The organism is Bartonella sp. AA126HLJHH (genome assembly GCF_042197425.1).
Taxonomy (GTDB): Bacteria; Pseudomonadota; Alphaproteobacteria; order Rhizobiales; family Rhizobiaceae; genus Bartonella.
This window is the reverse complement of sequence record NZ_JBHIRU010000012.1, coordinates 1-22,163: the sequence shown is the minus strand read 5'-3', so window position 1 is coordinate 22,163 and position 22,163 is coordinate 1. Positions and strand designations below refer to the sequence as shown.

The window sequence follows — 22,163 nt, the reverse complement described above, 5'->3', positions numbered from 1 at the left end:
CCTCTCAAACTTTTTGTTGTCCTCACCAAACTCATGAAATCAAACCCGCATCTCACGGTATTAGTTCTTAAGATCACGCCCCCTACCGAGTATCTGACGGCATCCTTACCCTAGAAACTCAAATGGCTTGTTTATCCTTCAGCTCCAAAATCATGAGATAAGGCAGAAAAAAGCGATGCCTTAAACAAAATATTCTAAAGAAAGCTAAGTTACTCGCATAAAGGAACAGAAAATGGCTGTGTCTTAGGTCACATTTTAAAACTTGAGCACGATCATAATTTATTTGCATAAACCTAAACACCTATAATTTGCACCACCTTCTGCAAAACTAAAAGTGAGAAATCCTCATAACCTCTTTTCCGAAAATCTTAAAAAGACTAAACGAAACCTCTTAAACTGCTCAACTATCTCGATACCAGTTCATTTTTTTGGAAGAACGCAGGTTTAAGCTGTTTTTGGCATCAACCTTCTTTTTTGTTCTTTTGTTTGTTAGCAGATATACTATTCCCTCGCCTCTTTTTAGGTTAAATCTTAAGAATCGCCGCGCAGTATATTTCACTTGTCCTCCTCTTCACATCTCAGAAGACGAGAATTTTTAACAAAATTCAGTCTGCAAGCAATCTCATTCTAACGGGTTCCATTTAACTTCTCCTTAATAGGATTTACTTCCATAAGACTCGACAAGAAAGATTTAAAAATATTCATCATGCATTCTCAAAACATTTAATGCCTTAATAAGGCTTATATGCCTACCATATCTCACATGATGGGGTGCCCTATAAAACGTTCACCTCTAGTGGTACGCTCCACTTAATGAACAAAGCGTTTTCTAAAATAGAGCAGCAAATAATGCTAAACTTTTTCCATTCATGTTTCGCTTCATAAATGCTTCATCCAGTGGAAAGCATCACGAACAAACATGCCCCCAATTGATAAAGCTTAATCGCGTGAAAGAGCGACAACAGGGTCAAGCCGTGAAGCTTGCCGCGCTGGAGAAAAGCCAAAACATATTCCTATGAGGGTTGAAAAAGTAAGAGACATAATGATCGATTCAATGGTATAGATAAGATGGATAGGTGCCTTAAACAGAAGAAACAAGCCACCGATAGAAAGCCCAAGCAAGATCCCCAAACCACCACCAATGACACAAACCAACACCGCTTCAATGAGAAACTGCTGCAAAATATCACTTTGGCGTGCACCAACTGCCATACGCACACCAATTTCATTGATCCGCTCAGAAACGGTGACCAGCATAATATTCATCACCCCAATACCACCTACAATCAGGGAAATCGCTGCAATTGAAGAAATTAAAAGTGTTAAGATATGTGTACTCTCCATGATACGTTCACGAAAGAATTCTGAATTTCTAATGAAAAAATCTTCTCCACCATGCCGCATAATGAGAAAACGTTTCACCATGTTTTCCGCTAAATGTGAATCGACATCATCAGCAATCCTAACAGTAATTGCACGAACTTCTGTTGTACCAAGAAAACGCGTTTGCACTGTTGTATAGGGCAAATAAAGCTGTAATGTATTTGATGCATTTCCATTTGCGTGATTTTGCGAATCAACAACACCAATAATACGCGCTGGAACATTACCCACATGCACCACTTTGCCAAGAGGGCTTTCATGGCTATGGGGAAAAAGAACAGACAATGCTTCTTTTTCAATCACGAGATCAACCGCCCGATCATGGACACTTTTTTGATCAAAAAACTGTCCTTTGAAAACTTTAAGCCCCTGTATCTGAAAGAATTGTTCTCCCACCCCCACAATGACAGCATTGACTTCAACTGCACCAAAACGCACTTTTGAGCTTGTTGAAATCTGAGGTGTTACACCAGAAACATAAGGTAACCCAGACAAGGCTTCTGCATCAGCTTCAACCAAACTGGTTATTTTTTCTGCTTGTGGATCAGAAAAACTTTTGCCAGGAAAAATGGTTAATGTATTAGCACCCAAACTTTTAAAATTTTCCAGAATTTTCTCTCGTGTACCATTCCCTAAAGCCACCATAGCAATAATCGCCCCAATACCGATAATCACCCCAAGCATTGTTAGAAAAGTCCGCATGCGATGTGCATTCATTGCCAACAGAGCCATCACAAACGCCTCACGGAATCGCTCAACAAAAGAACGAAAAAAGCCTAGTTTTTGTTGGCCTTTTAGATTTTGTTGTTCCTGAAGAGATTTTCCACCAACTTTTGTTTTTGCAACCCTTGACCGCTTATCAGCAATAATTTCCCCATCACTAATTTCGATAATACGCTCTGCTCTTTCAGCCACCTGCATATCATGGGTTACAATGATAATAGTACGTCCCTCTTGATGAAGTTCATCCAAAATATGCAATACTTCTTGCCCACTCTTTTTGTCCAATGCACCAGTTGGTTCATCTGCAAGAATGACCTCCGCATTATTCATGAGCGCCCGAGCAATAGAAACACGTTGTTGCTGACCACCGGACAGCTGATTTGGACGATGATTTATCCGATCACCCATGCCCAAACGTGTTAAAAGATCCTGTGCCCGCTGTTTCCTTGCTTCCACGGCACTTCCCGCATAAATAGCCGGAATTTCAACATTACCAAGAGCTGTCAATTCATTCAACAAATGGTAACGCTGAAAAATAAAACCAAAATGATTACGTCGCAAAGCCGACAATTCATCCGCAGAAAGGGAAGCTATTTCTTTACCAGAGATCCAATAACGGCCAGAAGTTGGGCGGTCAAGACAGCCTAAAATATTCATCAAGGTAGATTTACCTGAACCGGAAGCACCTACAATTGCCACCATTTCACCACGTTTAATGGTAAGATTGATGTTTTTCAAAACGGTAACAAACGCTTCGCCCGCAGGAAATTTGCGCACAATATTTTCCAAGACGAAGACAGCATCTGCTTGATTTGTGCTCATGCTTTAACTCTCGTCTTCGCTATGCATGTTAGAAGACTCGGGCATCAATCCATCAGACGAACTGGTGACGACGACATCACCCTCGTTAAGTCCTGAAATAATCTCTGCCATAACCTTATTATTCAACCCAACGCTCACCTGTTTAGTAACCAACTTATTTTCCCCCACCAAAACAGAAACCCATGCTTTACGCTCTCTTGTCTCATCGCGTAAAGCATTACTTGGAACCAACAAGACATTCTGTGCGCGCCCTAAGATAATATGAACTTGAGCAGTCATATAGGTTCGCAAAAAATTGTCCGCATTATCAACATGTAGAATTCCATTGTAATAGATAGCCGATGATATTAAAGCACTAGAACCACTCACCATACCAGGATTAATACTCACATCAGCACGAATTGTTTCAGGAGCCGGCTCTACTTTTTCTAAAACGCCTTCATAACGACGCTGTGAATTACCTAAAACTGTAAAATAAAGTGGTTGTCCAGCTCGGACTTTAAGAATATCTGCTTCTGAGATTTGCGCCTTAATCGTCATCTTTGATAAATCACCCAAAATAACAATTGTTGGCGCCGACTGAACCGCATTCACATTCTGCCCTTCTTCCACAACTGTTGCCAAAACCGTTCCCGCTGCAGGGGCAGTGATGCGTGTATAACCTAAATTAACCTCTGCACTCTCCACATCAATTTGTGCTTGCACAATCTGCTGACGAAGTTGTTCAATTTGCGCCTCGCGTATTTTCACCTGTGTCGCAGCCTCATCGAGGTTCGCCCGTGAAATCGCCCGTGTTTCAATCATTTTTTTCTGACGCTCTAAATTTTTCTGTGCAAGAGAAAGATAGGCTTCTTGTTCTACCAAACTCGCATAATAATGCGATAATGCTGCTTTTTTTCTTTTTAAATCATTTTCCTGATCTGTAGGATCAATTTCTGCCAAGAGATCGCCTTCTTTCACAACACTCCCAGGGGAAACATGCATTGACACCACACGCCCTGTTGCTCGCGCACCAACAGCCACCAACCGGTAAGGACGTACAAGACCAGAAGCTAAAACACTTTCCTCAATATCCCCACGTTTCACCACCGCGGTTATATAAGTTGGAGTAGATGTTCCAAAAAAAACAGAACGTAACCATAACAGCAAGAGAATGAGAAATATAGCAGTTAAAAAGAAGGAAAGTTTTTTGTGTTTTGTAATGAAATTTTTGAGTAAGTTTTTTTTCATTTCCCTACCTTTGCACGCGAACGAGGTGCATTATCAACGACTTCTGGACGCGATACATCAACAACGCCATCCCAGCCCCCCCCCAATGCTTTCATCAACGTGATATATTGCGTAACCAAAGAAACACGGCTATCTTTAAGCGCCATTTGTGCAGAATAATAAGAGCGATCAGCATTTAACAATTCAAGAAAACTAGTATTTCCATTCTCAAAAAGGTTCCGTGAAAGTTTTAAGGAATGAAGAGAAGCTTTATTCGCAACGATTAGCTTTTCTAAGCGTTGATGTTCCTTCGTTAATCTTACAAGCGCATTTTCTACATCTTCTAAAGCTTCCAACACAGCAGCTCGATAAGTAATAAAAGCTTGATCACGCTGCGCGCGCGCTACCGCAATAGAAGCCTCGACCTGACCTCCATTAAAAAGAGGAAAACGAAGACCAGGTCCAAAAGACCAGCCAATCGTTGAATTTTTCCATAATTGATCAATTGCCGTTGCTGCTGTCGAAATATTACCTGTTAAAGTAAGTGATGGATAACGATCTGCTTCACGTTGACCAATCCGTGCTGTCGCTTGCGCATATTGACGCTCTGCCCGTCGCAAATCTGGACGTGTTAACAAAATATCGGCTGGAATTCCTGCTGGTATCGGCCAGCGTGGTTGTGGAATCTTTGCATGCTTAGCATTTTTTTGTAAAAGATCCTTCAATGCCGTAGGCACACGACCAGTTAAGACAGAAAGGCGATGAACGCTCATTGCTAAATTCGCTTCCATCTGTGATATATCTGCTTCTGTATTTGCCATTTGTGCTTGCGCATTTGAAACATCAAGCTCAGAAACATCACCAGCTGTTAATCTAGCGCGCATCAGTTCATAAGTTTTACGTTGTGATACAGCAATTTGCCGCACAATAAACAACTTTTGTTGCCAGCCACGCATTTGCACATAATTTGTTGCCACATCTCCTAGTAATGTCACCATGGTAGCGCGCATATCTTCCACAGCCGCATCAAGGCCATAACGCGCCGCTTCAACCGCACGTTTATGCCCACCAAAAAAATCAAGCTCCCAGCTTGCATCAAAACCACTACTATACTGGTTGAACAATGCATCAGACTGTCCAGAACGACTACGGGTTCCTGAAATTGAATTGGACACATTTGGCAAAAGAGTTCCCACAACCTGTCCTAAACCCGCACGCGCCTCACGTACCCGAGCTTTGGCAACAGCAACATTATTATTTCCAGAAATCGCGTAATCCATTAACGCATCTAGAACAGGATCATTCAAATGCCGCCACCATCCGGCAAGCGCAATGGGCTGCCCTACAGTCTGTGCAGATTTTTCTCCCCAAACTGCTGGAACACGAAAAGATGTTTTCTGGTAATTAGGACCAACCATACATCCTGACAAAAGCAAACACAACAAGACACTAAAAAATAATCCACGAGAAGCGCCCCATTTGAGATTTCTGATATACATCCAGTCTCCCGCATTCTTTCAGAATCATTATTTAATATTAATACTTTATTTACCTCTTATTTCAAACTTGACGTGAAAAATCAAATACAGTTTGCACAGGAATATGATCTGAAGGACGTTCCCATCCGCGCGCATCACGAAAAATCGAAAGATCTACAACAAAAGGGGCTAAATCTTGAGAAGACCAAACATGGTCAAGCCGCCGCCCATAATCGGTAAATGCCCAATCGCGAGCACGATAACTCCACCATGTGTAAAGCTTGGTAGGAACAGGAATATGCAACCGCATCAGATCAACCCATCCACCTTGACAATACAAATCCTGTAAACGCTCGGTTTCAATGGGAGTATGGCTTACAACCTTCAACAATTGCTGATGAGACCAAACATCCTCTGCCAAAGGAGCAATATTTAAATCTCCCACCAAAAGAGAAGAAAGACCATCGCCTTGATCCGCACGAATGGAGGACATTCCTTCTAAAAAATCAAGCTTATGACGAAACTTTTCATTCACATCAGCATCAGGGATATCTCCCCCAGCAGGAACATAAAAATTATGAATCCGCAAGCTTCTCCCATGGGCTTCCACAATAACTGAGATATAACGGCAATCTTGGTTTTGACAAAAAAAACGTTTTTCTACCTTTTTAAAAGGCAAACGAGAAACAATAGCCACCCCGTTATAAGATTTTTGTCCACTCAATGCGATATGCTTATAACCCGCTGCTTCAAAAGCCTCCACTGGAAATAAAGCATCTGGACATTTTGTTTCCTGTAGACACAAAACATCTGTGGAAAAGAGTTCCAAATACTGAAAAACCTGTGCAAGACGCAAACGAATAGAATTAATATTCCAAGTCGCAATACGAAAGAACATTTGTTTTAATCCCAATGACGTAACACTCTTTCTTCATTTCTTCGAAGGAAGTGCAAACATCCCATTAGCGAACCGGACGTCTGTCCGCACATTCATAATCTGCACAGTAGTTTCCAAATTTTGTTGGTCAACAATTGTCCACTGTCGCAAAGCAGAGCCTTTAGAATCAAAAACCATCCTTATTTGCCCTGCCCCAATCGTTTTATCACGCAGAACAATCGTTACAGCCCCTGGATCTTCGCGAAATGCGAACAAGCGCCCAGAAGATACATCAATTTTATCATCCAACAAAAATTTCATTGGCGTTTGCGAAAGTTGTGAAAAGTTCCAAGTATTCAAAGCCCGATTGTTAATACCCACAAATTGGCCATCTGAAATAATCTGTAAAGGCATTTTTTTGTAAATGAAACGAATTTTCCCTGGGCGCTCTAAATAAAATGTCCCCTGAGACATTTTTCCCTTTGGACTAAACTGAATAAAATCACCTGTCATTGTTTTGATTGCCGCAAAGTGATTCACAACATTTTGCGCCTTTATCACTTTATTAGATGCTTGCGAAAAAACAGGAAAAGTTAAACACCAAAAGACAATAATTCCCACCAACCCAAAGACTCTTCTTTGCAGTAAAAAAGACGTTTTCATAAAAAATGCTCCCAAGCAATACTTAATTGACTTTATAATTCATAACTTAAGTGATCAACGACGAATAAATACCCTTCTTTATAAGATAAAGATATTGTTTGAAAAAAATATCAAAAGATTTTTAAAAGTATTCTTCTTCGACAGTCTCCAAAACTTTTCGCTTACCTATATCATTAGCTGGACTAATGGTGCCTTCTTCTTCCATCCTTTCGATCAATGTGGCGGCACGATTATAACCAATGCCTAAACAACATTGAATATAAGAAGTTGAAGCCTTACGATCACGAAGCATAATAGCAACAGCTTGACAATAGGAATCATCTGCTAAAGAAAAAGCTAAAGAAACATCCTTTTTTATTTCTTGCGGTATCGTTTCCAAATAACCAGTCTGCGTTTAAGTTTCCGAAATCATCAAATTTTCCTGCTTTTCTGCTGATTTTCTAAACGCATAATATATTCTTTCCCACCCCTAATCTATGAAGCAACATAAATTATAGTCAAGACATAATGGATTAAGGACTAAACATATTACTCGCGAACCTGAAAGCTCTTTTAAGTGTCAAAAATGCTTTTTTGACTTCCTTCCCACCCAAAAGAATAAAAATCTTCATCCGAACCACTCTGTAAACAGTTTGGAGTTTAGCAAATTTCACTTAGCTTCCCACCCCATATAATTCATTTATATTAAGACTCGACAGATCAGCCTTGCCCTAAATATTTAGAGCGCACTTAAAAAGACACTTAAATACCAAACCTTACATGCTTTTACCCCCTCTACACTCGCAATGACATTATTTTATACCAAGATATTGATTTATAACAATTTATCTTTTTAACTTAAATCATAACGCCAAATACAATAAGATTCTCTCATCACATACTCTCTCATATTAAATCAATTCAAATCATTTGCTTGCACATTACAAGCAAGGTTGGTGTATGGATAAAAGTTATATAAGATAAAGAATCCCCTTATAAGGAGTCTTAAGTACCAAGGAGCTATCGCAAATTGAGAGCTGGTATATGAAAATGCAGACTTTCTACGATACAATAGGATAAACACTTATTTTATAAGGTATTATAAAAAACAACTATAAAGATTTTTCAAAAGCGCTCTTCTTCAGCAGGCACTAAAATTTCTCGTTTCCCTGCGTGATTTGCTGGACTAATAATACCTTCTTCTTCCATCCTCTCAATCAATGTCGCAGCGCGGTTATAACCAATGCCTAAACGGCGTTGAATATAAGAGGTTGAAGCCTTACGATCACGAAGCACAATAGCAACAGCTTGACTATAGGGATCATCTTCTGAAGGAGAAGACAAAGAAACATCAGCACCATCCTCTTCAACTTCTTGCGTAATTGTTTCTAAATAATCAGGTCGTGCTTGCTCTTTGAGATGCGCAACAACCTGCTCCACTTCATCATCCGCAACAAAAGGCCCATGCACACGCTGAATACGTCCTCCTCCCATCATAAAGAGCATATCTCCTTGTCCCAATAATTGCTCGGCCCCCTGTTCGCCTAAAATTGTTCGGCTATCAATTTTTGAACTCACAGAAAAAGAAATACGTGTAGGAAAATTGGCTTTGATCGTCCCAGTAATAACATCGACGGAAGGACGCTGTGTCGCCATAATTACATGGATACCGGCAGCACGTGCCATTTGTGCTAAACGTTGAACCGCTCCTTCAATATCTTTACCAGCAACCATCATCAAATCAGCCATTTCATCAATAATGACAACAATATAGGGCATAGGACTAAAATCAAGTGTTTCCGTTTCATAAAGAGGCTCACCAGTCTCACGATCAAATCCAACTTGAATTGTCCGCACCATTGTCTCTCCCTGACTTGCAGCTTCCCTAAGACGTGCATTAAACCCATCAATATTACGAACGCCTAGTTTTGACATTTTACTATAGCGCTCTTCCATTTCACGAACAGCCCACTTTAAAGCAATCACGGCTTTTTTAGGATCCGTCACCACGGGTGTTAATAAATGGGGAATGCCATCGTAAACCGAAAGCTCAAGCATTTTCGGGTCCACCATAATGAGACGACATTGTTCAGGTGTCATACGATAAAGCAATGATAAAATCATTGTATTGATAGCAACAGACTTTCCCGATCCTGTTGTACCAGCAACCAAAAGATGGGGCATTTTTGCTAAATCTGCAACAACAGCTTCCCCCCCGATTGTCTTACCCAAAGCAAGTCCTAGCTTGGCTTTGCTGTCAATAAATTCTTGCGCCTGCAACATTTCTCGTAAATAAACCATCTCACGCTTTGCATTAGGCAGTTCTATTCCAATAACATTACGTCCTGGAACCACCGCAACACGCGCCGAAATCGCACGCATCGAGCGTGCAATATCATCTGCCAAACCAATGATACGGGAAGACTTAATGCCTGCAGCCGGTTCAAATTCATACAAAGTTACCACCGGTCCAGGACAAGCATCTATAATTTTTCCTTTGACCCCAAAATCTAACAAAACCCCTTCAAGCTCCTGAGAATTTGCTCTTAAAACAGCAGGAGAAAGTTTTGCATCCTTAACAGACGGTGGTGGAACCGAAAGATAATCTACAAGAGGAAGAACAAAACCACCCTTTGAAGAAGCTGTTAAAAACTTTCGATTTTTAACAGGAGAAACATAGGCTTTATTTTGATTTTCCTCACACTTTACTTTTTCACCTAAAAAAGTTGGCTCAATCCGATCAAATGGCTTTCCTTGCCCTTTACTCTGAAAACGCCTTTTGAAACAGAATAAACGAAAAAAACGCGCTTGTAAAAAATAAAAAAGATGCAAAAGAGCGCCACAAGTTGTCGCAAAAAAACCATGATTTTCACGATCCTCCTCTGCGGCATATTCCGTATCTTCTTCCAACTCAAAGACTGGATTAATGATTTCGTCTTTTGGAATGCTTTTTTCTTTTCTTTTCTTTGTTCGACGCCGCCATATCACATTGCCAGCAAAAGCAGCGGTGAAAAAACCTAAAAGAATAAAAACAACACTGAAAAACACCGTGTAAGGAGGAGAAAGAAAAAGAGGAAAGACTGAAGAAACAACACTTAAAACTTTATCTCCTAAAACCCCTCCCAATCCCATTGGCAATGGCCAATAAGTAAAAGAAGCAACAGGAGACATAAGGGCAAAAGCAATTAAAAACCAAATCGTTGATAGCACCCATAAAAAAAAGCGCAAAGTCAAATTGTAGATATTCTTTTGCGCCAACAAGAGAAAAGACCAAAATAACGGTGGCAACAAAACAGAAAGACTTGCCAAGCCAAAAAACTGCATAATAAAATCTGAAAAAATTGCCCCCATCCACCCCATAAGGTTTGTAACCTCATTTGTACTTGCATGGGTTAAAGATGGGTCCGCAACATTCCACGTCGCCAAAGCAAACACACAAAAAATAATAAAGCCCAAAAGCCCGAGCCCAATAAATACTCCTATCTGACGTAAAAACATCTCAATAAGACGCGAACCTTGAGAATTTCGCACTTCTAATGAATCATAAGGAGAAGAACTTCGGTGCATCTATCAATTCCAAATACAAAACTTTCATATTTTAAAGAGTTATAACTCCCTCTCTCTCTAAAAAAAGCATGAAGCTTAAACTCTGTGCCGATTTGTAAACAAATAGCCTGTAAACAATCCGACTTCTTATCTAGCGTGTTCTACCTCTAACCACTTTATATCATTCATATACCCACCACCCTAAGAGACAATCCTTCATAAGGCGCACAAAAAGCTCTCCCTGAATATTTATCACACGATCAACCAAAAAACACCTCATGTGTAAAGTGTTACATGGGTGCTATAGGCACCTTCCTAAACAAATAATATTTTTTACGCTACATCATGATAACGGCAAAATATGAATACTGTTTTAACCATCACGAATGACCACAATTTTTATCTATTTTTATCTATCATACTAACGAAATAGCCCCCTTCAGCACAAGCATACTGAAGTAACTCACACAACTTAAAAAATACACGACCATCTTTGTTTATTTTTAGTTTTCTTTTTTATCAACCAAGTGTAAAAAGAATTGAAGAAGATATTAAAAAAAGCTTATCCGATAAATCTGTAAGATGAATCACATAAATGATTAAGCAGAAAAACTCTGAAAAACCAATCTGTCATCAGATTGGCGCTAAAAAGAAACCTCGTTTTTGTAAAGCAGAGAGAAAAGTAAAGGTTAAGATATTTTAGGCAATGTAAAAAGATATTCTTTTTAAAAGAAAGCAAACTATAAACAATGGAAGAAGTATTGTGTGTTCTAATCGCAATAAAAACGTACAACCCAATAAAAAAATTAAATCTCATAAAACTAAACAATGTGATCTGCTCATTGCAGGGGGGGCAGCTGTCGGTTTAACCCTAGCGATAGCACTCAAGCAAACAGCCCCTAATCTGAAAATAAAAATCGTTGATGCTGCGCCACAAGGAGATACCCCTGCTTCTAACATACGAACCATTGCCCTTGCTGCTGCTTCTATTCGTATGTTAAAACAATTACAATGTTGGGAACCTATAAAACTCTATGCGCAACCCATTCATTCAATGATCATCACAGATACAAGCACAAATGATCCTGTCAAACCCACTCTTTTAACCTTTGAAGGCGACATTAACCCGGGTGAACCCTTTGCTGCTATGGTAGAGCATAGAGAACTCATCAACACTTTAAAAAAACGTGTCAAAGGTCTCAATATCCCTGTTATTACAAACACCCGTGTCATTGATTTTCATCAAGAAGATCAACATACAACCGTCACTTTAAATAATGAAGAGGTTTGGCAAACAAAATTGCTTATTGCAGCTGACGGAGCCCATTCGAAATTACGCCAAAAAGCTGGTCTGAAAAATTTTTCTCATCCCTATAAACAAACAGCAATCATCTGCACAGTTGAACATGAAAAACCCCATAATGGTCAAGCAATTCAACATTTTTTACCTGCTGGCCCTTTCGCTCTTCTCCCTCTCAAAGGCAACCGATCCGCTATTGTGTGGAATGAAGATCATAGAACTGCGCAATATTATCTCAAAGCTGATACACTTATTTTTGAAACAGAACTCGAAAGACGCATTGGCCATCGATTAGGTAAACTCTCTTGGGATGGCGAACGTCAAGCTTTTCCTTTGAGCCTTTCTTTAACACGTCAATGCATTAAACCACGTTTTGCTCTTGTTGGCGATGCCGCCCATACCATCCACCCCATTGCAGGACAAGGACTCAATTTAGGATTACGCGATAGCGCTGCGCTGGCTGAAGTGATTATTGAAACAGCACGACTAGGTCTTGATATTGGCTCCCTCACGGCTTTAGAGCGCTATCAAAGCTGGAGACGTTTTGAAATTGTCCGTATGGCTTTAAGCAATGATTGGCTTAATAAACTCTTTTCTAATGATAGCCTTCTTTTACGGATGCTCCGCGATACCGGCCTTGGAATCATTAATCAAGCGCCAAAAATAAAAAAATACTTCATTCAAGAAGCTGCCGGACTCACTCCAAATGCCCCACGTCTTCTACACGGCTTCCCACTTTAAGAAAAAATTCATACTATTTTACAACCTTTCCCTTCCTCCTTCAAAGAACAAAAAATTCCTATTTCATCCAATCTGTTTACAAACCGGATTCCTGTCGAGTAATTTTTTCTTGACTTCCTCCTCCCATATTTCACTTAACATAAAACTCGACAAGCAAGCTACATTATGAGAGTATTCACTACGCACTGAAAAAAACGTTTAATATCTCAGAGAGGTTGTTGCCTTATATCACCACACCTTTAAAGGAGCCATTTCACAGCATAATAAAATAAACAAGACATTTTAGCACACAACACTTTTCTTTATAAATAATAAATTCATTATTCTCATACTGAGTGAGAAATCTAAAGATCATAAAATACCCTTATTTCAAATCTCTCTCATGTTGAAGCAATCAAAATCATTCGCTTGCACATCACAAGCGAAAGTGTCGTATAAATAAAACAATTAAACAAAGCGACAAAAGCCTCCCTCTCTCAAGAACTAAGGACTTTAGCAATATTGGAGGCGAGTAAAGTATATAATGGCACCGGCTTATACTTTTTATTGAAGTAAAAATGGTGGTGTACAATGGATTTTATATGCTCATAGAGACTTTTACGTTATACTATTCACGAGAAGCGCTATAAAATAAGCTTAGTTGCATTGAAAAATTTTTCTTTTAAAAAAGCGCGTAAATTGGAAACATAAATGTATTCCGTTTGGGGCATTCTGCTTCTCAGACAAACTCTTTAACTTATTGTGGAATACCACACGACTTTAGAAAAAATATTCCAATATATAACAAAGTATTCCGTACTCTATACCATCACACACAATTGTAAAACCGCATATCATCCCCCTATTTCACACCATAAAAGAAGATAAACTTCAATAGAAATAATCCAATCCTTTTATTTTCAAATACGCTCTTTATTCATTATTCATAAACGCTCATAAATGAATTTTAATCACAAACGCTCAGAAATATGTCATAAATTCTATAAAACCCATAACAGCCATAGAAATTTTCCATTTTCTACACACTCACTCATCTCAACTAAACGAACGATAAATAAAGTAAATGCCTCATATATAATCTTACAGAAAAAATACCAAACAAAATCTATAACATCAGGCTTGTTCTACAGAACAGTATTCCAAAAATATAAGTATGCTAATTTATTAACACATTAATTGATAAAATTATCATTTTACATATTGAGTTAAAATCCCTATGCAATAAATTATTCTCATTTCGACCATTTTTGTAAATAATCAATAAAACTATTTATTTACATAGACTAAAAAGAGCAACGTTAATGAAACGATAAAAAGAAGTAAAATATCCCCCCTCTCTCACATGCCAAAAGCAATTACAATATTCCAATCTGGCATCATCATTATTCTTACCAGATTATAACAACAATACCTTTTGCATTTAAATAAACTTTTTCACGCTCCCTATCATTGTATTTGGTAACTCAATACTTTAATATATTCGTTCAGTATATTTATACAATTAAATTACCCAAAAGAGCATACTTCTTGCATTTACATTCCTTGGTATTCCCTTATCTTGTAAAGATCGCACACGTGTTACGTTACTTCGAGTTCATCAAGTGTATACCCATTCTCCAACCACTCTTTAATCCACTTAGGTCTACGTCCACGCCCATTCCATAATTCCCATTGGTTATTGGGATTTCTATAATGGCGCTCTTTGCTCACAAGATCAGCGATATCAATTCCATGGGCATTAGCAATTTCAAGAATTTTTCGTCGCGCATTTTGCTTTTCCTTTGCTTGCCGTTTTTTTAATTCCACATCGATTTGTGTACGCATCTCTTGTAGTTCATCAAAATTCATATTTTTGAGATCATTCACCTTAATTACTCCCCTTGCAAAAAAGAATTTCTTTTTGCCATATTTTAAACACAATTATAGACAATTTCTGTCCATTTATTATCGAAATTAAAATTACGATACATATATCACTTTGACGGAGATGTGCTTTGAACCACAAAGAGCTGTTTATTGGTATATCAATTACCACCACTGCATCTTTTTTCAGTTCAATTGCTGGAACTACTAAATGCAGTGCTCAAGCGCCATCACACCTCTCTGACTCTTATGAATCAGTAGTCAAAAGTAAATATAAATCGTCACTCTATAAGTTATGGCAATACGCAACAAAGAACAAGCCCTCTCTGTATAATGATAGTGTAGTTCATTATGACAAGAAAACCTCCCCTCATACACAACGGCTTTTTACTTCGTATAAATTTTTTTTGAAAAGATTTTTGCAACTAGAGAATTATATAAAACAAGCAGCTTCAATACAGTATCAAAGATTATTATTTTTTAAAAGCAGCGCCTTTCTTCGTGATTCCAATAATATTGGTTGGCGTAATGTGCTCTATTTTATTCCACACTTTTATCTTGTTGGTTGGGTATTCGCATATATTAGAAATATTCTTAGAAGAGAACAAAGCAATAATCACAAAGAATATTCTAAGCTAAACAATCTCATTCTGCAAATTTATAAAATCAAAAAACAACGAGAAAATGTACTACAAAGAATTAGCATTTGTATTAATAAAATTCTTCATAATAAGGTGTATTGCTAATGATTGTTCCAGATTTCACATTTTTTGCTGCTGCATACATATCCAATACGCCTCCCATAACATTTTCAGTTATCGCCGAACAAGAAGCGCGGGACAATGTCTATGTAACAGATGATAAAGATAACTTCTTCTATCAATCATCTCAGTTTAAGGAAACAATCGCAACAGCTAAACAGAGTGAACATAATTTTAACATAATTTTAGGGCAAATTGATGTTGGGAATGTGAAATTGTTTTCTCTTTTTGATGCGTTTGATTTTTGCAGAAATATTACAGCTGTACAAAGCGCTTTAACTTACTGCTATGAACAAACAACATCAAAGTGCATCTTTGAAAAAGCGACTTTGCAGTCTGTGCTGAATTTTTACAATACAGAAAACTCAAACCACGCCCGTATGCAAAAAATTACTTCATATATTGGAGTAAAAGCTGCTGTACGAGGAAATGAGGGCTTGCAGGAGCCTATAAAGCTTAAAAAAGAAGAACCAGAACAGACAACTAAAGTAGATTCTCTTCCTCTCTCTTCAAAAGGAGAAGAAGATGCATTTACACATAAAGAAAGTAGCGCCCACGATGCTTTTTCAGCTGAAGATTTTTCTTCATCGAGAAGATCACTGAGTGATGACTGATATTTTCACGAAAATCCAGAATTTTGATAGGATATTATAATGAAAGGTAGATAAGAAAATGTTAAAGCTCTAATTAGTAAGATTGAACAAAATCTATTCTAATTGAGGGCAAAGATAATGAAAATGATAGAACAAAACAGCGTTGATATAGCATTTAGTCAAAAAGCAGCACGTGAGATTACAGTCGTGATGCTTTCAGAAAGGGAATGGTATTTTACGTTTATTTCCGATGATCCAATCACCGGAAAGCCAAATAAATATACGTTACTTACACAAAGAGGAAAACTAAGAACTTGGGCTGATCCAAAATATCTTTTTAAGTTTCTTCATGAAAGAGGGGTCATTTGTGGGAGTTTTAATCTTAATCAGGATAAAGAACATGAAACAATTAAATATTCTTCACACAACAGCTCGTAATAAAATTGCTGCATTTTCTGCAGCTTTAACTGTGTTTTTTATGGGTAATTCAGCTCATGCACAAGCCCAAGCAGTAACTTTAAAAAATGCGGAGACAGCTCTAAAGGGGTTACAAGGCGATATTGAAAAAATTATACCTATTGCTGCTGCTATTATACTATTATGCTTAGCAATTGGTTATGCAGGACGCTACATCGGAAAAGACACATTTATACGGTGGGCAATCGGGGTCGTTATCGCAGGTTCAGCAGCCCAACTTGTTACACTGCTATTTAAAACAACATAATAATGGCATTAATTATAAATTATAAAATACAATATGTTTGTTCATATAAAAATATTATCTAGATTTTAATTAAGAGTGAAATATGCAAAAATTAATTAGTATTCAATCGAAAAATAACAACAAAATCATCGCATTTTCTGCTGCTATGATTGCGTTCTTTATAAATAGTTCTGCTCATGCACAAGCCAAACCATCGGTTTTAACAAATGCATCGGACGCTCTAACAGCTTTACAGACAGATTTAAAAGTGATTATCCCTATCGCTGCTGCTGTTATACTTTTATGCTTAGCAATTGGTTACGCAGGCCGCTACATAGAAAAGGATACATTTGTACGCTGGGCAATTGGCGTTGTCGTCGCTGGCTCAGCAACCCAACTTGTTACTCTACTATTTAAAACAACAAACTAATAGCATTAATTATAAATACAATATGTTATTTAGAACTTTAATAAGAGTGAGATATGAAAAAATTAATTAATCTAAAACCGAAAAGTAACAACCAAATCATCGCATTTTCTGCAGCTATAACTGCGTTTTTTATGGATAGTTCTGCTTACGCCGCCAGCGCAAGCGTTTTAAAAAATGCAGAGACAGCTCTAACAGGTTTACAGACAGATTTAAAAGTGATTATCCCTATCGCTGCTGCCGTTATACTGTTGTGCTTAGCAATTGGTTATGCAGGACGCTACATCGGAAAAGACACATTTGTGCGGTGGGCAATCGGTGTTGTCATCGCAGGTTCTGCAACCCAACTTGTTACTCTGCTATTTAAAACAACATAATAATGGTATCAATTATAAATACAATATGTTATCTAGAACTTTAATAAGAGTGAGATATGAAAAAATTAATTAATCTCAAACTGAAAAGTAACAACAAAATCATCGCATTTTCTGCAGCTATAACTGCGTTCTTTGTGAATAATTCTGCTTACGCCGCCAAAGCGAGCACTTTAACAAATGCAGAGAGCGCTTTAGAAGGTTTACAGGGCGATATTCAAAAAATTATACCTATTGCTGCTGCTATTATACTATTATGCTTAGCAATTGGTTATGCAGGACGCTACATCGGAAAAGACACATTTGTACGATGGGCAATCGGGGTCGTTATCGCAGGTTCAGCAACCCAACTTGTTACACTGCTATTTACAACACCATAATAATGGCATCAATTACAAATAATACAATACGATACGTTTATACGATAGGCAATCAGTATTATTATCGTGCCCTCTACAACCAAACTTACTGCAATATTATTGAAAGGTAATTCATGAATCAGTATAACACGTAATGTTTTTAATATCCATCGATTATAGGTGTGTACTAGTAATAATGTAGCCATACTGAAAAAAGGGATATTATTTATAGCAACTTTAATTAAAAGGGGATAAAGAATATGAAACAATCAAATACGTTTCAAGCGAAGGCGTGCAACAGGATTAATGTTATTATCATCACTTCAATGATGTTATTAATAATGCAATCTGCATATGCTCAGACGGAAACAGAGAGCTTGGATGCCTTCATAGGAATGCAATATGGATTAAGTGTACTTATTCCTATCGTTGCCCTCATTATTCTTTTATTACTTTTGCTTATTTATATATTTCGCATCATCGCAAGAGCTACATTTATACGATGGGCCTTCAGCGTCATTATTGCTGGTGCAGCCTTTTATATTAGCCACATATTATTTTACCTCTACTGACAAGAGCACCCCATGAAATCACAAGAACAAAAAGAATTCCCCCTATTCAAAGGAGCAACACGTGTTCCAACGATATGGGGTGTCCCCATGATGCCATTTATCGTTATGGTTATGGGGGTCGCTGTTATTGCTATGACAGTAAGTATCTTTTTGTGGATTATGGCACCTCCGTTATGGTTCATTATGGTGCAAATTACTAAAAACGATGATAAGGCGTTTCGTATCTGGTGGTTATGGATCGATACTAAATTTCGCAATCGCAACAAAGGTTTTTGGGGCGCATCAAGTTATAGTCCCTCTGATTATAGTAAAAGGAGATAAACATGACAGCTGTTGAAAGCAGCAAACGCCTTGCATCAGAGGCACCTGTAAGCCTGTTTCTGCCTTATTCACATCATATCACAGATACGATTATTTCTACTAAAAATGCGGAATATTTGTCAATTTGGAAAATTGACGGGCGTTCACATCAAAGCTCTTCAGAAGAAGATATTTTTCAATGGGTAAAAGAGCTTAACAATACTCTACGGGGTATTGCATCGGCCAATTTATCATTTTGGACGCATATTGTGCGCCGCCGTGTTTATGAATATCCTGATTCAACATTTGATCAAATGTTTTGCTATCAGCTTGATGAAAAATATCGACAAAGCTTTACTGGTTATAATTTGATGGTCAATGATTTATATCTGACTGTCATTTTTCAACCGATAGCGGATAAAATTATGTCGTTCTTTTCTAAGCATGAACGTGAAACGCTTGATCAAAAAAAGATGCGACAAGACACATGTATCAAAGAACTCAATGACATCAATCGTACTTTAGGCCAATCTTTAAACCGTTACGGTGCAGAACTTCTTGGTGCTTATGAAAAAAATGGGCATGTTTATTCTTCTGCACTTGAATTCCTTGGAATGCTTGTCAATGGTGAATATCGCCCTATGCCAATTTGCCATGACCGTTTTGCTGACTATATGTCTGTCAATCGACCTTTTTTCTCAAAATGGGGCGCTCTTGGTGAACTGCGAACAACCAGTGGAATGCGTCGATTTGGAATGCTGGAAATTAAAGAATATGATGCAACAACCAAACCAGGACAATTAAATGTTTTGTTGGAAAGTGACTTCGAGTTCGTATTGACGCAGAGCTTTTCAGTTCTCTCCCGACATGCTGCTAAAGATTATTTACAACGGCATCAGCGTAATCTTATTGATGCACGAGATGTGGCAACGAGCCAAATTGAACAAATTGACGAAGCACTAAACCAGCTTATCAGTGGGCATTTTGTCATGGGAGAACATCACTGCACATTGACGATCTATGGTGATACAATTCAACAAGTTCGCGACCATATGGCCAAAGCAAGTGCAGCATTACTAGACGTTGCGGTACTGCCCAAACCTGTAGACTTAGCAATAGAGGCTGGCTATTGGGCACAACTTCCTGGCAATTGGAAATGGAGACCGCGTCCTGCTCCGATTACATCATTGAATTTTTTATCATTTTCATCTTTTCATAATTTTATGTCAGGAAAACCCACTGGTAACCCATGGGGTCCAGCCGTCACAATTCTTAAAACAACCAGTAAAACACCGCTTTATTTCAACTTTCATGCCTCCAAACTTGAAGAAGACTCGACAGATAAACGTTTACTTGGTAATACCGCGCTTATCGGACAATCTGGTTCGGGTAAAACCGTGTTACTCGGCTTTTTGTTAGCACAAGCACAAAAATTTAAGCCGACAACTGTTGTTTTTGATAAAGATCGTGGCATGGAAATTGCCATTCGAGCGATGGGTGGAAAATATTTAACATTCAAGCCAGGTAGAAAAAGTGGTTTCAATCCTTTCCAACTCCCACCAACACAAGAAAATCTGATTTTTTTGAAACAATTTGTTAAAAAATTGGCAGAAGCTGGTGGTGAGGTCACGCATCACGACGAAGAAGAAATTAACAAAGCAGTTATGTCTGTTATGAGTGCTAACATTGACCGATCACTCCGTCGTTTGTCCTTTCTAGTACAATTTTTACCAAATCCACGTTTAAGTGATTATAATGCTCAGCCATCTGTTCATGCTCGCTTACTAAAATGGTGTGAAGGTGGTGATTATGGGTGGTTGTTTGATAATCCCCATGATGCTCTTGATCTCTCAACACATCAAATTTACGGCTTTGATATCACAGAATTCTTAGATAATTTTGAAACTCGCACTCCAGTGATGATGTATTTGCTTTACCGCACAGAAGGCATGATTAGCGGACAGCGATTTATGTATATCTTTGACGAGTTTTGGAAGCCTTTGCAAGATCCGTACTTTGAAGATTTAGCGAAAAATAAACAAAAGACTATCCGTAAACAAAATGGTATTTTTGTTTATGCAACACAAGAGCCTAGCGATGCCTTGGAAAGTAATATTGCCAAAACACTCATTCAACAGTGTGCAACTTACATTTTTCTAGCCAATCCCAAAGCAAATTATGAAGATTATACAAAAGGCTTTAAACTAACAGATGCCGAATTTGAACTCGTTAAAGGACTTGGTGAGTTTAGTCGCCAATTCCTCATTAAGCAAGGTGATCAATCTGCGCTTGCAGAACTGAATCTTGGTAAATTCCACCTGACACGCGATGGAAAAACCATCGAACACGACTTTAGTGACGAGCTCTTGGTGTTATCAGGAACGCCTGATAACGCAGAGTTAGCCGAAAGCATTATCGCAGAAGTTGGTGATGATCCAGCAATATGGTTGCCAATTTTCTTACAGCACGCAAAAAATGACAGGAGGGAAACATGAAAAAAAAGGTCATTTCAATAGTAGTTGTAATAACTTTAGGGATTTCAAACCCAGCGATGGCTTGGGTTTGGGGTGCTGGGGCGGCGGATTTGGGAGCATCAGTTCCAACGACGTGGCCCAATTTTTTTGGAAAGTCATCTTCAAATAGATCAAAGCCTAAAAAAACTCCACAGCAAAAGAAAGCGCCACCTGATGCCCAACTTCTCGATATGCTAAAAAAACAACTTGAGGAAACAAAAAAGATACACGAATCTATAACGGGAAGCCAAAAATTCGACACTAAAAAGCTTAAAAATGTACAAACAGATCACAGTAGCTTTTTTCTCAAAAATCCAGAGAATCTCTACAATAGAAATAAAACTTCTGCTCTATCTACATCACTTGAAAATATTTTAAAAGAAGAAGAAATTCCTGTCACTATCCATGAATCTAGCAGTTTTATCAACAAGCGCATCCAATATGCAGCCATCACTGATAAAGCCGTAAGTTTAAAAACTTTTCAAGAAGCAAACAATCGTTTTCAGCAAATTGAAGAACTATTAAAAGAAATCACGACAACAAAAGATCTAAAAAGTATTGCCGAGTTACAAGCACATATAATTGGAATGCTTGCTATGCTACAAAATGAAACAGCAAAACTACAAATGGTTACACATTTACGCAATGCTGAACATACACTTATCAAACAACAGAAAGATAAGCATAACATAAAAATTTTGAATAGTAAAAACACGAAAATGCCTACCATAAGATTTATTAGGTAAAGCTTTTATAATAACATTTTGTATATTATTTCCCTGTATGCTCGTAAAAAGAAAAAGTTAATGCGTAATACTCAATTCTCTCTCATAGATCAAAAAGGTCTACGAAGTTTAATTTTATCCTTAAAAAGTTCAACGAAAAATGCTTAAAAATCATATAAAAAGTTGAAAATTCGTTAAAGAGGAATTCCATGGACTTTACAGTGTTCACGCAACTTTTCAATAAAATTGATC

Annotated in this window: 19 protein-coding genes and 1 pseudogene; 12 read left to right on the top strand and 8 right to left on the bottom strand. The window is 38.0% G+C overall.

Translation table 11 applies throughout. The features are described from left to right. Positions 1–939 precede the first annotated feature (939 nt). From ACFIQC_RS06720 to ACFIQC_RS06690, 7 genes and pseudogenes are all read right to left on the bottom strand, one after another. The gene (locus ACFIQC_RS06720; RefSeq protein ID WP_375621029.1) at positions 940–2,928 is read right to left on the bottom strand and encodes a MacB family efflux pump subunit; all 1,989 of its coding nucleotides are present in this window, start codon (positions 2,926–2,928) and stop codon (positions 940–942) included. 3 nt (positions 2,929–2,931) lie between these two features. Next, positions 2,932–4,158: an efflux RND transporter periplasmic adaptor subunit gene (locus ACFIQC_RS06715; protein ID WP_375621030.1), complete on the bottom strand. Its 1,227-nt coding sequence runs from the start codon at positions 4,156–4,158 to the stop codon at positions 2,932–2,934. Beyond that, entirely contained in the window at positions 4,155–5,636 is a 1,482-nt protein-coding gene (locus ACFIQC_RS06710) for an efflux transporter outer membrane subunit (protein ID WP_375706917.1), read from the bottom strand. The genes ACFIQC_RS06715 and ACFIQC_RS06710 overlap by 4 nt, the downstream gene beginning before the upstream one ends. Before the next feature lie 61 nt (positions 5,637–5,697). Next, complete coding sequence (locus ACFIQC_RS06705; protein WP_375706916.1) at positions 5,698–6,513, bottom strand: exodeoxyribonuclease III; 816 nt, start codon at positions 6,511–6,513, stop codon at positions 5,698–5,700. Between the two features lie 33 nt (positions 6,514–6,546). Further along, positions 6,547–7,155 (bottom strand): outer membrane lipoprotein carrier protein LolA, encoded by a 609-nt coding sequence (locus tag ACFIQC_RS06700; RefSeq protein WP_375621033.1) that lies wholly within the window; start codon positions 7,153–7,155, stop codon positions 6,547–6,549. Between the two features lie 121 nt (positions 7,156–7,276). Then, positions 7,277–7,537, bottom strand: a pseudogene (locus ACFIQC_RS06695) (DNA translocase FtsK); the annotation flags it as partial. Between the two features lie 722 nt (positions 7,538–8,259). After that, on the bottom strand, positions 8,260–10,701 hold the full coding sequence (locus ACFIQC_RS06690; RefSeq protein WP_375706915.1) for a DNA translocase FtsK 4TM domain-containing protein: 2,442 nt from the start codon (positions 10,699–10,701) through the stop codon (positions 8,260–8,262). 742 nt (positions 10,702–11,443) lie between these two features. Between ACFIQC_RS06690 and ACFIQC_RS06685 the strand changes: the two genes are divergently transcribed. Next, the gene (locus tag ACFIQC_RS06685) at positions 11,444–12,721 is read left to right on the top strand and encodes a ubiquinone biosynthesis hydroxylase (RefSeq protein ID WP_375706914.1); all 1,278 of its coding nucleotides are present in this window, start codon (positions 11,444–11,446) and stop codon (positions 12,719–12,721) included. Between the two features lie 1,578 nt (positions 12,722–14,299). On the opposite strand, the gene ACFIQC_RS06680 is transcribed toward ACFIQC_RS06685, so the two are convergent. Continuing rightward, positions 14,300–14,587, bottom strand: coding sequence for an H-NS family nucleoid-associated regulatory protein (locus tag ACFIQC_RS06680; RefSeq protein ID WP_015857007.1), 288 nt, complete (start codon positions 14,585–14,587; stop codon positions 14,300–14,302). 128 nt (positions 14,588–14,715) lie between these two features. On the opposite strand from ACFIQC_RS06680, the gene ACFIQC_RS06675 reads away from it, so the two are divergent. From ACFIQC_RS06675 to ACFIQC_RS06625, 11 genes are all read left to right on the top strand, one after another. Then, positions 14,716–15,330, top strand: coding sequence for a hypothetical protein (locus tag ACFIQC_RS06675; RefSeq protein WP_375640656.1), 615 nt, complete (start codon positions 14,716–14,718; stop codon positions 15,328–15,330). Beyond that, on the top strand, positions 15,330–15,959 hold the full coding sequence (locus ACFIQC_RS06670) for a TrwN protein (protein ID WP_375673644.1): 630 nt from the start codon (positions 15,330–15,332) through the stop codon (positions 15,957–15,959). The genes ACFIQC_RS06675 and ACFIQC_RS06670 overlap by 1 nt, the downstream gene beginning before the upstream one ends. 117 nt (positions 15,960–16,076) lie before the next feature. Continuing rightward, the gene (korA, locus tag ACFIQC_RS06665; protein WP_015857010.1) at positions 16,077–16,376 is read left to right on the top strand and encodes a KorA family transcriptional regulator; all 300 of its coding nucleotides are present in this window, start codon (positions 16,077–16,079) and stop codon (positions 16,374–16,376) included. After that, a complete protein-coding gene (gene trwL, locus ACFIQC_RS06660; RefSeq protein ID WP_375706913.1) occupies positions 16,339–16,662 on the top strand; it encodes a VirB2 family type IV secretion system major pilin TrwL in 324 nt (107 codons plus the stop codon). Before korA ends, trwL (ACFIQC_RS06660) begins: the two co-directional genes overlap by 38 nt. Before the next feature lie 82 nt (positions 16,663–16,744). Continuing rightward, on the top strand, positions 16,745–17,071 hold the full coding sequence (gene trwL, locus ACFIQC_RS06655; RefSeq protein WP_375640669.1) for a VirB2 family type IV secretion system major pilin TrwL: 327 nt from the start codon (positions 16,745–16,747) through the stop codon (positions 17,069–17,071). Between the two features lie 53 nt (positions 17,072–17,124). Further along, a complete protein-coding gene (trwL, locus tag ACFIQC_RS06650) occupies positions 17,125–17,445 on the top strand; it encodes a VirB2 family type IV secretion system major pilin TrwL (RefSeq protein ID WP_375640673.1) in 321 nt (106 codons plus the stop codon). A gap of 56 nt (positions 17,446–17,501) precedes the next feature. Then, entirely contained in the window at positions 17,502–17,822 is a 321-nt protein-coding gene (gene trwL, locus ACFIQC_RS06645) for a VirB2 family type IV secretion system major pilin TrwL (RefSeq protein WP_375640677.1), read from the top strand. Positions 17,823–18,061: 239 nt separating this feature from the next. Then, entirely contained in the window at positions 18,062–18,373 is a 312-nt protein-coding gene (locus ACFIQC_RS06640; protein ID WP_375706912.1) for a conjugal transfer protein, read from the top strand. Between the two features lie 12 nt (positions 18,374–18,385). After that, positions 18,386–18,694 (top strand): type IV secretion system protein VirB3, encoded by a 309-nt coding sequence (locus ACFIQC_RS06635; protein ID WP_375606609.1) that lies wholly within the window; start codon positions 18,386–18,388, stop codon positions 18,692–18,694. Between the two features lie 2 nt (positions 18,695–18,696). After that, the gene (locus ACFIQC_RS06630; protein ID WP_375640688.1) at positions 18,697–21,168 is read left to right on the top strand and encodes a VirB4 family type IV secretion/conjugal transfer ATPase; all 2,472 of its coding nucleotides are present in this window, start codon (positions 18,697–18,699) and stop codon (positions 21,166–21,168) included. After that, positions 21,165–21,932, top strand: a complete 768-nt coding sequence (locus ACFIQC_RS06625; protein WP_375617807.1) for a type IV secretion system protein — start codon at positions 21,165–21,167, stop codon at positions 21,930–21,932. Before ACFIQC_RS06630 ends, ACFIQC_RS06625 begins: the two co-directional genes overlap by 4 nt. Positions 21,933–22,163 lie beyond the last annotated feature (231 nt).

What these genes read in the sequence shown, in the direction of transcription:
- ACFIQC_RS06720 (WP_375621029.1), bottom strand. Translation starts at nt 2,928, where the DNA reads ATGAGCACAAATCAAGCAGATGCTGTCTTCGTCTTGGAAAATATTGTG.
- ACFIQC_RS06715 (WP_375621030.1), bottom strand. Translation starts at nt 4,158, where the DNA reads ATGAAAAAAAACTTACTCAAAAATTTCATTACAAAACACAAAAAACTT.
- ACFIQC_RS06710 (WP_375706917.1), bottom strand. Translation starts at nt 5,636, where the DNA reads ATGTATATCAGAAATCTCAAATGGGGCGCTTCTCGTGGATTATTTTTT.
- ACFIQC_RS06705 (WP_375706916.1), bottom strand. Translation starts at nt 6,513, where the DNA reads ATGTTCTTTCGTATTGCGACTTGGAATATTAATTCTATTCGTTTGCGT.
- ACFIQC_RS06700 (WP_375621033.1), bottom strand. Translation starts at nt 7,155, where the DNA reads ATGAAAACGTCTTTTTTACTGCAAAGAAGAGTCTTTGGGTTGGTGGGA.
- ACFIQC_RS06690 (WP_375706915.1), bottom strand. Translation starts at nt 10,701, where the DNA reads ATGCACCGAAGTTCTTCTCCTTATGATTCATTAGAAGTGCGAAATTCT.
- ACFIQC_RS06670 (WP_375673644.1), top strand. Translation starts at nt 15,330, where the DNA reads ATGATTGTTCCAGATTTCACATTTTTTGCTGCTGCATACATATCCAAT.
- korA (WP_015857010.1), top strand. Translation starts at nt 16,077, where the DNA reads ATGAAAATGATAGAACAAAACAGCGTTGATATAGCATTTAGTCAAAAA.
- trwL (WP_375706913.1), top strand. Translation starts at nt 16,339, where the DNA reads ATGAAACAATTAAATATTCTTCACACAACAGCTCGTAATAAAATTGCT.
- trwL (WP_375640669.1), top strand. Translation starts at nt 16,745, where the DNA reads ATGCAAAAATTAATTAGTATTCAATCGAAAAATAACAACAAAATCATC.
- trwL (WP_375640673.1), top strand. Translation starts at nt 17,125, where the DNA reads ATGAAAAAATTAATTAATCTAAAACCGAAAAGTAACAACCAAATCATC.
- trwL (WP_375640677.1), top strand. Translation starts at nt 17,502, where the DNA reads ATGAAAAAATTAATTAATCTCAAACTGAAAAGTAACAACAAAATCATC.
- ACFIQC_RS06640 (WP_375706912.1), top strand. Translation starts at nt 18,062, where the DNA reads ATGAAACAATCAAATACGTTTCAAGCGAAGGCGTGCAACAGGATTAAT.
- ACFIQC_RS06635 (WP_375606609.1), top strand. Translation starts at nt 18,386, where the DNA reads ATGAAATCACAAGAACAAAAAGAATTCCCCCTATTCAAAGGAGCAACA.
- ACFIQC_RS06630 (WP_375640688.1), top strand. Translation starts at nt 18,697, where the DNA reads ATGACAGCTGTTGAAAGCAGCAAACGCCTTGCATCAGAGGCACCTGTA.
- ACFIQC_RS06625 (WP_375617807.1), top strand. Translation starts at nt 21,165, where the DNA reads ATGAAAAAAAAGGTCATTTCAATAGTAGTTGTAATAACTTTAGGGATT.